The sequence below is a fragment of the uncultured Rikenella sp. genome, assembly GCF_910579375.1.
Taxonomy (GTDB): Bacteria; Bacteroidota; Bacteroidia; order Bacteroidales; family Rikenellaceae; genus Rikenella.
This window is the reverse complement of the sequence record NZ_CAJTUJ010000002.1, coordinates 26,212-38,124: the sequence shown is the minus strand read 5'-3', so window position 1 is coordinate 38,124 and position 11,913 is coordinate 26,212. Positions and strand designations below refer to the sequence as shown.

14 protein-coding genes are annotated in these 11,913 nt (G+C 55.7%); 11 read left to right on the top strand and 3 right to left on the bottom strand.

Going from position 1 to position 11,913, the window contains the following annotated elements; translation table 11 throughout:
• Position 1 precedes the first annotated feature (1 nt).
• The 11 genes from QZ302_RS00500 (at position 2) to nagA (ending at position 9,778) form a co-directional block, all read left to right on the top strand.
• On the top strand, positions 2–421 hold the full coding sequence (locus QZ302_RS00500; protein ID WP_294591297.1) for a hypothetical protein: 420 nt from the start codon (positions 2–4) through the stop codon (positions 419–421).
• 34 nt (positions 422–455) lie between these two features.
• Positions 456–842 (top strand): HIT family protein, encoded by a 387-nt coding sequence (locus tag QZ302_RS00495; RefSeq protein ID WP_294591295.1) that lies wholly within the window; start codon positions 456–458, stop codon positions 840–842.
• Between the two features lie 499 nt (positions 843–1,341).
• On the top strand, positions 1,342–1,860 hold the full coding sequence (locus QZ302_RS00490) for a helix-turn-helix domain-containing protein (RefSeq protein ID WP_294591293.1): 519 nt from the start codon (positions 1,342–1,344) through the stop codon (positions 1,858–1,860).
• Positions 1,861–2,188: 328 nt separating this feature from the next.
• Positions 2,189–2,569: an START-like domain-containing protein gene (locus QZ302_RS00485; RefSeq protein WP_294591291.1), complete on the top strand. Its 381-nt coding sequence runs from the start codon at positions 2,189–2,191 to the stop codon at positions 2,567–2,569.
• Between the two features lie 95 nt (positions 2,570–2,664).
• On the top strand, positions 2,665–3,954 hold the full coding sequence (locus tag QZ302_RS00480; protein WP_294591289.1) for an alpha/beta fold hydrolase: 1,290 nt from the start codon (positions 2,665–2,667) through the stop codon (positions 3,952–3,954).
• Positions 3,955–3,998: 44 nt separating this feature from the next.
• The gene (locus QZ302_RS00475; protein WP_294591287.1) at positions 3,999–5,468 is read left to right on the top strand and encodes an LptF/LptG family permease; all 1,470 of its coding nucleotides are present in this window, start codon (positions 3,999–4,001) and stop codon (positions 5,466–5,468) included.
• A complete protein-coding gene (locus QZ302_RS00470; protein ID WP_294591285.1) occupies positions 5,461–6,681 on the top strand; it encodes a bifunctional 3,4-dihydroxy-2-butanone-4-phosphate synthase/GTP cyclohydrolase II in 1,221 nt (406 codons plus the stop codon). The genes QZ302_RS00475 and QZ302_RS00470 overlap by 8 nt, the downstream gene beginning before the upstream one ends.
• A 54-nt stretch (positions 6,682–6,735) precedes the next feature.
• The gene (locus QZ302_RS00465) at positions 6,736–6,882 is read left to right on the top strand and encodes a hypothetical protein (protein WP_294591283.1); all 147 of its coding nucleotides are present in this window, start codon (positions 6,736–6,738) and stop codon (positions 6,880–6,882) included.
• Between the two features lie 249 nt (positions 6,883–7,131).
• Complete coding sequence (fmt, locus tag QZ302_RS00460) at positions 7,132–8,121, top strand: methionyl-tRNA formyltransferase (RefSeq protein WP_294591281.1); 990 nt, start codon at positions 7,132–7,134, stop codon at positions 8,119–8,121.
• Positions 8,122–8,232: 111 nt separating this feature from the next.
• Entirely contained in the window at positions 8,233–8,505 is a 273-nt protein-coding gene (locus tag QZ302_RS00455) for a hypothetical protein (protein ID WP_294591279.1), read from the top strand.
• An 85-nt stretch (positions 8,506–8,590) separates the two neighbouring features.
• Complete coding sequence (gene nagA / locus QZ302_RS00450; RefSeq protein ID WP_294591278.1) at positions 8,591–9,778, top strand: N-acetylglucosamine-6-phosphate deacetylase; 1,188 nt, start codon at positions 8,591–8,593, stop codon at positions 9,776–9,778.
• 25 nt (positions 9,779–9,803) lie between these two features.
• Here nagA and QZ302_RS00445 read toward each other — a convergent pair whose 3' ends face one another.
• From QZ302_RS00445 to thiL, 3 genes are read right to left on the bottom strand one after another with little or no spacing between them, the layout of a single operon-like run.
• A complete protein-coding gene (locus QZ302_RS00445) occupies positions 9,804–10,091 on the bottom strand; it encodes a septum formation initiator family protein (RefSeq protein ID WP_294591276.1) in 288 nt (95 codons plus the stop codon).
• 38 nt (positions 10,092–10,129) lie between these two features.
• Entirely contained in the window at positions 10,130–10,930 is an 801-nt protein-coding gene (thiD, locus tag QZ302_RS00440) for a bifunctional hydroxymethylpyrimidine kinase/phosphomethylpyrimidine kinase (RefSeq protein ID WP_294591274.1), read from the bottom strand.
• Positions 10,931–10,932: 2 nt separating this feature from the next.
• Positions 10,933–11,910 (bottom strand): thiamine-phosphate kinase, encoded by a 978-nt coding sequence (gene thiL / locus QZ302_RS00435; RefSeq protein WP_294591272.1) that lies wholly within the window; start codon positions 11,908–11,910, stop codon positions 10,933–10,935.
• Between the last annotated feature and the right edge of the window lie 3 nt (positions 11,911–11,913).

The following is an 11,913-nucleotide window of genomic DNA, read 5'->3' as shown; positions in this document are numbered from 1 at the left end:
TATGGATACGATTGAAATCATCCAAATTGTACTGGTGGCGGTGGCTATTTTGGTGGGTGCCTCGTGGAGTGCGGTGGGGGGAAAGAGCAAACGGAAAAGAACAGAGATCGAGCCGGAGCGGCGCGTAGAGCGGAGGATGGTGGCGGAAGGACCTGAAGAAGAGGCTGGACAGTGGGAGGTCGAGCAGCAACGGGAGTTGAAGCGTCAGGAGGAGCTGAAACAGGCGGTGGCGAGAGCGGAGGCGCGTCCGGTGTCTGTTTCGATGGCGGTTTCGGAGCTTGCGGATGGGGGCGATGAGTTGAATGGGGGAGCAGAAACGCTGGAGATGCTGCAGCGGGAGGAAGAAAGTTTTGTGGCGGTGGATTTGAAGACGATGATTATTGCGAGCGAATTGCTCAGACCGAAATGCGAGGAGTACTAACAGTCGATTTAACATAATTAAATCCAAATAAATCATGTCTACGATCTTCAGCAAGATCATCGGGGGAGAAATCCCGAGTTTCAAGGTGGCGGAGGATGAGCGGCATTATGCTTTTCTGGACATCAATCCGTTGGCGGAGGGACACACGCTGGTGGTGCCGAAACGGGAGGTGGACTATCTGTTCGATTTGCCGGAGGAGGAATTGAAGGAGTTGATGGCTTTTGCAGGGCGGGTAGCGATTCGGTTGCGGGAGGTGATGCCGTGTCGGCGGATCGGAATGGCGGTGATCGGACTCGATGTGCCGCATGCGCATATCCACCTGGTACCGATCAACGAGGGAGGCGATTTGGATTTCAGCCGACCGAAATTGAAACTGACGCCGGAGGAGTTTCAGGCGATTCAAGAGAAAATCCAGTTTTAGACTTCCGAGGATTGTGAATTCCGTTTGCCGCTCATAGAGGCGAACGGGTTTAGTTTTAGCCTTAGCTTTTTGCTAAGGCTTTTTTTGTTGGTGCACATAGTCATGGCGAGCTCGAAACGAGCTCGCCATTTTTGTTTTTATACCCTCAAAAGGGATTACAGATGTGGAAATACGAGTTGTAAATGTATTTCCCACAGCAGGAATGAACCTACATTATTTTGATATAATAAATGTGATTTTCAGCTTGTTATGTATTTTTAATTCGAGTATTAGTTCTTTGTTTGTTCGCTGATACAGGTGATAAAATACCTTAACGACATTTTCCTAGAATATATAGTTTATTTAGTACGCTGGATTTTAGTGTGTTGTGAATTTCATATAAACCTAATTTGTGCATTCAGTTTTTCCTTGTTGTGGAGGGTGGCAAATAAATCAAGGAGAGTTTCAAGGGAGTTTACAAGGAAGTATTATCTTTGTAAATGTGCTAAATGTTACGAATATGAAAGAAAGATTGGCTCAATTCCTCAAATTAGAGGGGCTTACAGCTGTAAAGTTCGCGGAGATTATGGAGGTGCAACCCTCCAGCATATCACACTTATTAGCCGGTAGAAACAAGCCGAATTTTGAGTTTATCTCCCGAATGCTGCTTCGTTTTCCCGAGTTGAATCCGGATTGGGTGATCAATGGACTGGGAGAAATGTATAAATCCGTAAATACTCCCAAGAATGATTTGTTTACCGATGTAAATAAAGGGAGTATTACAGAAGTAAATCAAGAGAAAATCGAAGAGAAAGCGAGTGTGGTTACAGGTGTAAATGACAAGCAAAATGCAGATAACCATAGCAATATAACACACACAGAGCCAACGAAACATCGAATTACAGATGTAAACTATGAAATTAGGGCGGATATACCACGGGAGGATTTATCGCACTCGGAAAAAGAGGCTCCGAAAAAAATTGCGCGGGTCATTATCTTTTTTGCGGATGGTACGCTGGAGGATTATCGCCCCGATTAAATCGAAAAAATTGCATGTAGTTATGTTAAATAACTTGGGTGGTAGATGGTTTTAATGATGTCTCTTTATTTGATTGTTATTTATATTATGTTAAATAATTGGTGGGGATAATTTAGGTGTGGCGGCTCAAACCAGCCTGTCGCTGCAATTGGATTTGTTGGCCGAACGATTCCATGTGGTGCGCAACCGGATAAAATGACGCTCGTGGAGGCGGATGTTTCCGAAACCGGGCAATGGGGAGATTCGACGATACGTTATAGGTTTTTAGGGAAAGATTCGCTATTTTGCGAAAAACCTTCTCGATCGACTCCTCTATATGCCTGCTGTTATGAAGAAAAAAATTGTCCTGGAATATCCTTTTTCCTGTACGCCCGGTTCGCTCTACCGGGCGATTACTACCCCGCTGGGACTCAGTAGCTGGTTTGCAGACCGGGTCGAGGTGACGGGAGAGCGTTATGTATTTTTCTGGAACAAAACGACTCAGACGGCTCGGATGGTGCGCCAGAAACCGAATGTCTCGGTGAGGTACGAGTGGCTGGACGAGGAGGGCCATGAATTCGAATTCCGGCTCTCGCACCAGGAGCTGACGGGGGATTTGATGCTGACGGTCATCGATTTTGCGGAGGAGGCGGAGGTGGAGGATTGCCGCACGCTCTGGAATGCGCAGGTCGAGAAGTTGAAACGGGCGATCGGTTGTCCGAAAAAATGATAAATTTGTACTTTTAATTGTCTGTTCGGTCTTTGGCGCGATTCTACGGGGGAGAAGGTACGTCATGGAGGGAATTGACGAATAAACCGATGAGGATGAAAAACATATGGATTGCGGTACTTGCCGTGCTCGGCGCAGGAATGGCCGGTGCGGCTGCCGACAATCATATCGTCGGTTCCTGGCAGGGGCGGCTCAAGGTGACGCCGCAGGTGGAGCTGAAACTGGTGTTTCATCTCGAAACCGATGCGGACGGCAGAGCTTCGGTAACATTGGATTCGCCGGATCAGGGGGTTTATGGGATAGTCGGCGAGGTTGACTGCCTGTCGGCGGATTCCATCCGGGTGTCGGTGAGGCGTATCGGTTTGTCGTATGTCGGACATCGGGAAGGGGACAAATGGGTCGGAAGGTGCACGCAGGGGGCGATGGATGAGGAGCTTATATTGTATGCGGGAAAAGCGGAGGCAGGCCGACCGCAGACGCCGCGGCCTCCGTTCCCTTACGGTACGGAAGAAGTTACCTTTAACAATCTGCGGGATCAGGTCGTTCTTGCCGGAACACTCACGCTGCCGGAAGGCTGCACGGCTGAGACGCCTGCTGTGGTGATGGTGACGGGGAGCGGACTGCAAAACCGGGATGAGGAGATTTTTGGGCATAAACCGTTTGCTGTGATTGCGGATTATCTGGCGCGGAACGGTATCGCCTCTTTGCGGTATGATGACAGAGGTTTCGGTGAATCTACCGGCGACGGGACAAATGCAACGACTGAGGATTTCGCGCAAGACGCAAAGGCGGGGGTGGAATATATGCGTCGGATCGGAGATTTCAAACATGTCGGTATCCTTGGGTATAGCGAAGGGGCTACGGTTGCGTTTATGTTGGGTGCCAAGAACGATCCGGTGCTTTGCGCCGGGCCCGATTTCATTATTGCCTTGGGGGCGCAGGCTGTTCGGGGCGACAGTATCCTGATAGACCAGAGCACGACTGCGTTGGAGCAGGGAAATATGCCCGAACGGGTCGTGTCTGACTATGCAGAGGCGTTGCGGAAGGTCTATGCCCTGAAAATGGAGAAGGGCGACGGCGAGGCATTTGACAGGGTGGAGACTATATGCGCTGGGTGGGAAACAACCCCTGTTCATGCCGCTTTGAAAGAAAATCTGAAGAAAATAGCCGGCGAACCGAATCCTTGGATCGGATACTTCATCGGCTTTTCGCCGGCCGGGAGTATCGCTGCGACCGACTGTCCGGCATTCGTGCTTTATGGAGAAAAGGATATTCAAATCCGGCCGGATTTGAATATGCCTCCGATGCGACGGCTCGCGCCCGATATGGCACGATTGAAGAGACCATCTCTCCCGAGGTGCTCCGCGATATTCAAAATTTTATAACCTCTTTATATGACGTAAGGCTTCGATCCGGAAGTTAGCATTACATGAAGACAGTTTATCGTTTCGTATTGAAAGCCTACGTGGGGCCTATGGTGCTCACGTTTTTTATCGTGATGTTCATCCTCCTGATGCACTATCTGTGGATGCACATCGACGAGCTGGTCGGAAAGGGGCTCGGCCCCGGGGTGATTATCGAGCTGGTGCTCTACGCCAGTGCGACCCTTGTGCCGATGGGGCTGCCGCTCGCGACGCTGCTGGCATCGATCATGACGATGGGGAATTTGGGCGAGAACAACGAACTGCTGGCGCTGAAGGCGGCCGGGATTTCGCTGCCCCGGATCATGAAGCCCCTTATTATCCTGATGACGGTGGTCTGCGTCGGGAGTTTCTTCGTGATTAACGACCTGACCCCTTATTCGTTCCGGAAAATGATCTCGTTGATGCGGGATATCTCCAAGCAGCGGCAGGAGATGAAGTTCCAGGACGGGATTTTCTTCAACGGCATTCCGGATCGGAGCATCCGGATCGGCCATCAGGACCCTGAGACCAACAAACTGACCGATATCCTGATCTACGACAATGCCAAGTACAGCAACATGCAGACGATCGTGGCCGATTCGGGGTATATCCGCATCTCGGACGACAAGAAATACCTGCTGGTGCTGCTCTATAACGGTCAGATTTACGAAGAGAACCGCGATTACCAGTGGTTCGAACAGAATGAATTGAGTCATCACCTGTTCGATGAACAGCAGCTGCTGATTCCGTTGTCGGGCTTTGCGTTCGAACGGTCGGAGGGCGAGTTCTCGAACCAGAGCGAGACCAAAAACATGCACCAGCTCTCGCACATGATCGACTCGCTGAAACAGGCTCAGGATTCGATCGTTACCCTGTTCGAGCATCGGCTCATCAAGTCGCACATCTTTCGGAATATGGCCTCGATGGAGCTCGATTCGCTGCTGCCGCTGCGGAAAGTTTCGGTGGCCGGGATGCTCGACACGATGAGCGTCGAGGCACGGAACGCGGTATTCACGCAGGCGTCGGCGTGGGCCGAGGAGGCGCGCGTCTATAGCGATTACGAGTCGGAATACATGCGTTATACGTCGCAGCTGCTCTATCGGGCGCAGGCCGATTTTCAACGAAAGATCGCACTACCCTTCTCTATCATGATCTTTTTCCTGATCGGGGCGCCGCTGGGGGCGATCATCCGGAAAGGGGGTCTCGGGATGCCGATCGTGGTCTCGGTGATCTTCTTCGTGGTCTACTACATCATTACGATTACGGGCGAAAAGTTTGTGAAAGACGGGGCGTGGTCGCCGTTCTGGGGGATTTGGGTGTCGAGTTTCATCCTCTTCCCGATCGCGATCTTCCTGACCTATAAATCGACGAACGACTCGGCGATTTTCAATCCGGATGCCTATAAAAAACGGCTGGAGCCGGCGATCGTCTGGGGACGACGGGTGTGGGAACGTTTCAAAGCATTTAAAAATCAAAAACATACATCGAATGAATAGGAGGCTCAATACCATCGAGGAGGCGATCGAAGATTTTCGTCGGGGCGAGTTCGTTATCGTTGTGGACGACGAGGATCGGGAGAACGAAGGGGATTTGATTATCGCGGCGGAAAAAATTACGCCCGAACAGGTCAATTTCATGCTCAAGGAGGCGCGGGGGGTGCTTTGTGCGCCGATCACGCTGTCGCGCTGCGCGGAGCTCGACCTGCCGCACCAGGTGACGGACAATACGTCGGTGCTCGGGACGCCGTTTACGGTGACGATCGATAAGCTCGAAGGGTGCAGTACGGGGGTTTCGGCGGCGGATCGGGCGGCTACGATCCGGGCGCTGGCCGATCCGGCTTCGACGCCGGCCACTTTCGGGCGGCCGGGGCATATCAATCCGCTCTATGCGCAGGACAAAGGGGTGTTGCGTCGGGCGGGGCACACGGAGGCGGCGGTCGATTTGGCGCGGCTGGCGGGGTTGTATCCGGCGGGGGCGCTGATGGAGATCATGAACGAGGACGGGACGATGGCGCGGTTGCCGGAACTGTTGCAGTTTGCGGAGAAGCACGGGTTGAAGATTATTTCGATCGCCGACCTGATTGCGTATCGTTTGAAAGAGGAGTCGATCATCGAACGGGGGGCGGAGGCGACGTTGCCGACCGAGTGGGGCGATTTCCGGATCGTGGCCTATCGGCAGAAGAGCAACGGGCTGGAACACATGGCGTTGGTGAAGGGGGAATGGGCGGAGGACGAGCCGGTGCTGGTGCGGATGCACTCGTCGTGTGCGACGGGCGATATCTTGGGGTCGTGTCGGTGCGATTGCGGGGCGCAGCTGCACAAGGCGATGGAGATGGTCGAACAGGCGGGGCGAGGAGTGATCGTCTACTTGAATCAGGAGGGGCGTGGAATCGGTCTGTTCAATAAAATCAAGGCTTACAAGTTGCAGGACGAGGGGCTGGATACGGTGGAGGCCAATTTGCAGCTGGGGTTCAAGGCGGATGAGCGGGATTACGGGGTCGGGGCGAGCATCCTGCATGATTTGGGGGTGCGGAATATCCGTCTGATGACGAACAACCCGCAGAAGCGGGCGGGGTTGGAGGGTTATGGCCTGAAAATCGTGGAAAACGTGCCGATCGTGATCGCTCCGAATCCGCATAATGCGCACTATCTGGAGACGAAGGAACGGGCTATGGGGCACACGTTGGGGTTGTTTGCCAAGGGGGATTAGTGGGGTGCCCCGGGCTTCCGCGACGCGGGACCCAGCGGGGGGTTGGGCGCACTGATGAGTGTCGGCAGCTACGGCTACAGCCTTTCATCGCAGGTGAACGCGATTAATGGAGTATGGATGGAATTTCGCCCAACATTGCTCGATCCCAGTTTTACTTTCAGCCGCGCCTACGGTCTTCCGTTGCGTTGCCTCTCGGAATAAACGGGGGCCGAGCAGCACCGCCCCGGGCTTCCGCGACGGAGGCAATAATGGGAGATTAGGGGACCTGGGCAATGTCGGTCGCGAAGGTAACAGCTGGTCTGCTTCCATTAACGACATAAATGGCATCTATTTGCTTTTCGACATGCAACGGCTACACATCAGTCCGGTTAATCGTTCCAACGGTTTCCAGTTGCGTTGCCTCTCGGAATAAACGGAGAGATGAGAGATACATTTCCACTACATATATAAATGGACGCGAAACAGTTACGGATAGTTTACATGGGGACGCCCGATTTTGCAGTCGAACCCCTCAGACGGTTGGTCGAGGGAGGATACCGCATCGTCGGAGTCGTGACGGTGCCTGATAAGCCGGCGGGACGGGGATTGAAAATGCAGCAGTCTGCCGTCAAACGGTATGCCGAAGAGGCTTTGCCGGGCGTGCCGCTGCTGCAACCGGTGAAACTGAAAGACCCTGAGTTTGTCGCGGCTTTCGAGGCGTTGGAGGCCGATCTGGCGATTGTGGTGGCTTTTCGGATGCTGCCGGAAGTGATTTGGGCGATGCCGAGGCTCGGGACATTCAACCTCCACGCTTCGCTGCTGCCGCAGTACAGGGGGGCGGCGCCGATCAATTGGGCGGTGATGAACGGGGAACGAAAGACCGGGGTGACCACGTTTTTGTTGGATCACGAGATCGATACGGGGGCGATACTGATGCAGAGGGAGTTGTCGATTTCGGACACCGATACGGCGGGGACGGTGCACGACGGGTTGATGGAGCTGGGGGCAGGATTGGTGGTGGAGACGGTGGAGGCGTTGGCTGCGGGGACGATTCGGGCACAGGCGCAGCTTGCGGATGGAGCCGGTGCGGGCGCACTGAAACCGGCGCCGAAGATTTTCAAGGAGGATTGCCGGTTGGTGGGCGAGGGGAAACGGTGGAGGGACTACTCTACCCGCTCGTTGTACGATAAGGTGCGCGGGTTGAGTCCCTATCCGGGAGCTTGGTGCGATTTTCCGGGGTCGGGCGAGGTGTCGGCGCCGAGGACAACGGCTAAAATTCTGGCGGCGCATGGCGAATCTTTTGCGCCTGGTGAGGTGGCGAAGACTGCTGATTTTGAATCCGATGGAAAACACTGGTTGCGGGTGGCCTGCGCAGACGGGTGGCTGTACGTCGACCGGTTGCAGGTGGCGGGGAAACGGGCTATGGAGGTCGAAGAATTTTTGAGGGGATACAGAATTTGAGGGGGAGGATTCCCGAAATTGTAACAAAGCTCAATCCAAATAAACAGAGTTATGGCAATCGTATTTACTATCTTTGTGGGAGTGGTCGTCGGCTTGATAGACGCGCTTCCCATGTTTCTGAAAAAGATGAACCGGGCCAATTGCTGGTCTGCTTTTCTTCAGTATGTGGTGGTCACATTCGTCGTTTTCAACACGACGCTTCCGCAGATAGGCGTAACTCATTGGTTGGTCGGCCCCATTGTGGCTGTTCTGATGGCCCTTCCGATGGTCGTGATGATAGCCAGAGAGGAGAAGAAGGCCGTTCCGTTCGTTTTGGTCAATGCGGTGGTGCTTGGTTTTATCATCTCGGCGATCAAGCATTTCACGGCATCGTTTTTTGCCTGAAAGATGAAACCGGCGAGCGGGTTGTTTATTCAAAAAAGAGAAGTAGCGTTGCAGTTATCGTTTGCATTTACAGGGAGATACAAGAATGTCGGTTAATGCTTGGGTGAAAATCGTAAACGGCCGGGTGGTGACGCCGGGAGGGATTCTGTCGCAGGGGCAAATCATCGTTACGGAGGGTAAAATCGCTGAGGTGACGGAGCGGAATGTCGAGTTGCCGGCCGATGCCGAAGTGTTCGATGCGGAGGGGTGTTATGTGGCTCCGGGGTGTATCGATATGCATGTGCACGGAGCGGCGGGGCACGATTTTTCGGAGGCGACGCCGGAGGCTTTCCGGGCGATCGCCCGGGCGCATGCCTTGCGGGGGACGACGGCGCTCTACCCGACGATTGCGGCTGATTCCGTGGAGGTTTTTCGGCGGGCGATTCGGACGTGCGAGGCGGTGATGACCGAACCGGCTGGCGATGGGGCGTGTATCCTGGGGCTGCACTTGGAGGGCAATTATCTGAATCCGGCGATGAAGGGGGCGCAGCATCCGGATCACATCTATCCCCCGAAGCCGGAAGAATATCACGAGCTGTTGGAGGGGACGACGTGTATCAAACGCTGGAGCGCGGCTCCGGAGCTGCCGGGGGCGTTGGAGTTCGGCCGGTATGCGTCGGAACGGGGCGTGGTGGTCTCGGTGGCCCATACGACGGCCGACTATCCGGCGGTGAGACGGGCTTGGGAGGCGGGATTCACGCATGCCACCCACTTCTATAACGCGATGACGGCGGTGCATAAGGAGGGGGTCTACAAGTACGAAGGGACGGTCGAGGGGATTTATCTGACCGAAGGGATGACGGTCGAGGTGATTGCCGACGGGATCCATGTGCCGCCGGCGATCTTGCAGCTCGTTTGCCGGATCAAGGGGACGGAGCGGGTGGCTCTGGTGACGGATGCGATGTCGGAGGCGTGCTCGGAGGGGGAAAAGGAGGGGATTTGCCGACGCGATTCGAGGCTGATGATCGAGGAGGGGGTTTGCAAGCTGGCGGACGGTTCAGCCATTGCGGGGAGTATTGCCACGGGGATTCGGCTGATTCGCACGATGGTGCGGGAGGCCGGATGTTCGTTGTCGGAGGCGGTGCGGATGGCGGCTGAGACACCGGCCCGCATTATGGGAATTTCGGAACGGAAGGGGGCGATTCGCCGGGGGATGGATGCCGACCTCATCGTATTCGATGACGATTTCGCGTTGCGGAGGACGATGGTCGGAGGGCGGTGGGTGCGAAAATAGGCTTTGCGCCTTTTCCGGAACGCGGTTACTTTTCGTCGATCAGGTAGATCACCTCGCCCGGGCGGTGCATCAGGAAGTTCTCCCGGGCGAAGCGTTCCAGAAACGCACTGTCTTTCAGCCCGGCGATCACGGCGCTGTCTTCCGCGATCTTGTGGATGTAGAATATCTTTTCCTGTTCCAATTCCCGGATTTTTCGATCCAGCTGCCGGCTGTCGAGGTAGTTGTTCCGGTCGAAAAAGACGATCCACGCGACGAATACCAGGGTCGCGCAGATGAAGATGTTCCGGTTGGAGAAAAGTCGCTCGAATTTCATGGCCTGCCGGGCAAAGATACGGTAAATTTCGGGCGGAGTCAGCGATTGAAAACGAAAAACGGATCGACCGGCCCGTGTCCCGAACCGATCGAACGGTCGCGGGCGGCGACGATCGCGTCGTGGATGAAGTCTGTCGCCTTTTCTGCCGCTTCGGCCAAGGGTAGGCCCATGGCCAGATAAACGGCCAGAGCAGAAGATAAGGTACAGCCCGTGCCGTGCGTGTTTCGCGTCTCGATCCGGGCGTGGGTGTAGGCATGCGCCGTCGGATCGCCGGTGGAAAAGAGCGTATCGGTGAGCCGGTCGCCCGTCAGGTGACCTCCTTTGAGCAGGACGGCCTGAGCCCCCATCGCCCGAAATCGTTCCCAAACAGTCTCGTAGTCGTCCGGCGAGGCGATGGAGAGCCCCGTTAGTCGTTGGGCCTCGGGAATATTGGGCGTCATGACCGTGGCTAACGGCATCAGGCGGTGTACGATAGCCTCCGTCGCGCTCCCGGCGGTCAGCACGTCGCCCGAGGTGGCGACCAGTACCGGGTCGAGCACGATGATCGGCGGACGGTACGTTTCCAGTAACTTGGCAACCCGCTCGACCACCTCTCTCGTGCCCAGCATCCCGATCTTCACCGCGTCCGTCCCGATGTCGTCCAGCACGGCGCGCAACTGTTTCTCAACGATATCCGGCGAGAGGAACTCCACATCCGTTACCCCCCTCGTATTCTGTGCCGTCACGGCCGTCAGGACGCTCGATGCGTAGCCCCCCAAGGCCGAAATGGTCTTGATGTCGGTCTGGATACCTGCGCCGCCGCCGCTGTCAGAACCGGCTATGGTCAATATGCGTTTCATGGTCAAAAGTGTTTGAATCCGCTGAAATCCAGCGGTTTTCCGTCGTATCGGATTTCGGCCGGCCCGGCGACGCAGCGTCCGATCACAGCCAAAGGTCGTCCGAACCGGGCCGTGAACCGGGCCTGAAGCTCTTCGAACCGCGCCGGAGCCACCGTCCCCAGCAAAACGTAGTCTTCGCCGCCGGTCAAAGCCAATTTCAAAGGCTTCCACCCCTGCTCCGTGGCCGTTTTTCGCAATCGGTCGGAGACGGGGAGAGACGCCGTGTCGATCTCCGCCCCGACCCCCGATGCGCGCAGAATGTGTCCCAAATCCGAGGCCACGCCGTCCGAAACATCCATCAGAGCGTGCACATCGGCTTCGCGTCCCAGCCACTCCCCTTCGGCCAGATGCGGTCGCGGACGGTGGTGGGCCTCGATCAGGGCGGCGATTTCCGGCGTGGTCGGCAAATCCGCCAGCAAGGCCTGTAATCCGGCTGCCGAGTCGCCCAGCGGCCCCGTGACGACGATCAGGTCGCCCGCCTCTGCCCCGTTCCGCCGCTTGATCCGGTCGTTTTCCGCTATTCCGAGTACTGTGACGTTGACGACGATACCTTGCGGAGAAGCGGTCGTGTCGCCTCCCAAGAGCGGTACGCCGAAAGAGCGGTAGCCCTCAAAAAAACGGTCGCACCACTCTACCCCGACCCCGTCGGCCGGCAGACCGAGGCTCAGGAAGGTGGCCGCCGGCGTGGCCCCCATCGCTGCTATGTCGCTCAGATTGACGGCTAAGACCTTGTATCCCAAATCGTAAGCCGAAATCCGGTCGCGCAGGAAATGGACATTCTCGATCAGCAGGTCGGTGGTGACGACCACCGACCTGTCGTCGCTCCACGGAATGACGGCACAGTCGTCGCCGATCCCCTCCCACCCTGTCGGTATGAGCGGCCGAAAAGCGGCGGCGATGCGGCCGATCAGTCCGAATTCTCCGATTTCGTCGATTTTCATCGC

Coding starts and splice junctions, on each gene's coding strand:
- QZ302_RS00500 (WP_294591297.1), top strand. CDS start 2: ATGGATACGATTGAAATCATCCAAATTGTACTGGTGGCGGTGGCTATT.
- QZ302_RS00495 (WP_294591295.1), top strand. CDS start 456: ATGTCTACGATCTTCAGCAAGATCATCGGGGGAGAAATCCCGAGTTTC.
- QZ302_RS00490 (WP_294591293.1), top strand. CDS start 1,342: ATGAAAGAAAGATTGGCTCAATTCCTCAAATTAGAGGGGCTTACAGCT.
- QZ302_RS00485 (WP_294591291.1), top strand. CDS start 2,189: ATGAAGAAAAAAATTGTCCTGGAATATCCTTTTTCCTGTACGCCCGGT.
- QZ302_RS00480 (WP_294591289.1), top strand. CDS start 2,665: ATGAAAAACATATGGATTGCGGTACTTGCCGTGCTCGGCGCAGGAATG.
- QZ302_RS00475 (WP_294591287.1), top strand. CDS start 3,999: ATGAAGACAGTTTATCGTTTCGTATTGAAAGCCTACGTGGGGCCTATG.
- QZ302_RS00470 (WP_294591285.1), top strand. CDS start 5,461: ATGAATAGGAGGCTCAATACCATCGAGGAGGCGATCGAAGATTTTCGT.
- QZ302_RS00465 (WP_294591283.1), top strand. CDS start 6,736: ATGAGTGTCGGCAGCTACGGCTACAGCCTTTCATCGCAGGTGAACGCG.
- fmt (WP_294591281.1), top strand. CDS start 7,132: ATGGACGCGAAACAGTTACGGATAGTTTACATGGGGACGCCCGATTTT.
- QZ302_RS00455 (WP_294591279.1), top strand. CDS start 8,233: ATGTTTCTGAAAAAGATGAACCGGGCCAATTGCTGGTCTGCTTTTCTT.
- nagA (WP_294591278.1), top strand. CDS start 8,591: ATGTCGGTTAATGCTTGGGTGAAAATCGTAAACGGCCGGGTGGTGACG.
- QZ302_RS00445 (WP_294591276.1), bottom strand. CDS start 10,091: ATGAAATTCGAGCGACTTTTCTCCAACCGGAACATCTTCATCTGCGCG.
- thiD (WP_294591274.1), bottom strand. CDS start 10,930: ATGAAACGCATATTGACCATAGCCGGTTCTGACAGCGGCGGCGGCGCA.
- thiL (WP_294591272.1), bottom strand. CDS start 11,910: ATGAAAATCGACGAAATCGGAGAATTCGGACTGATCGGCCGCATCGCC.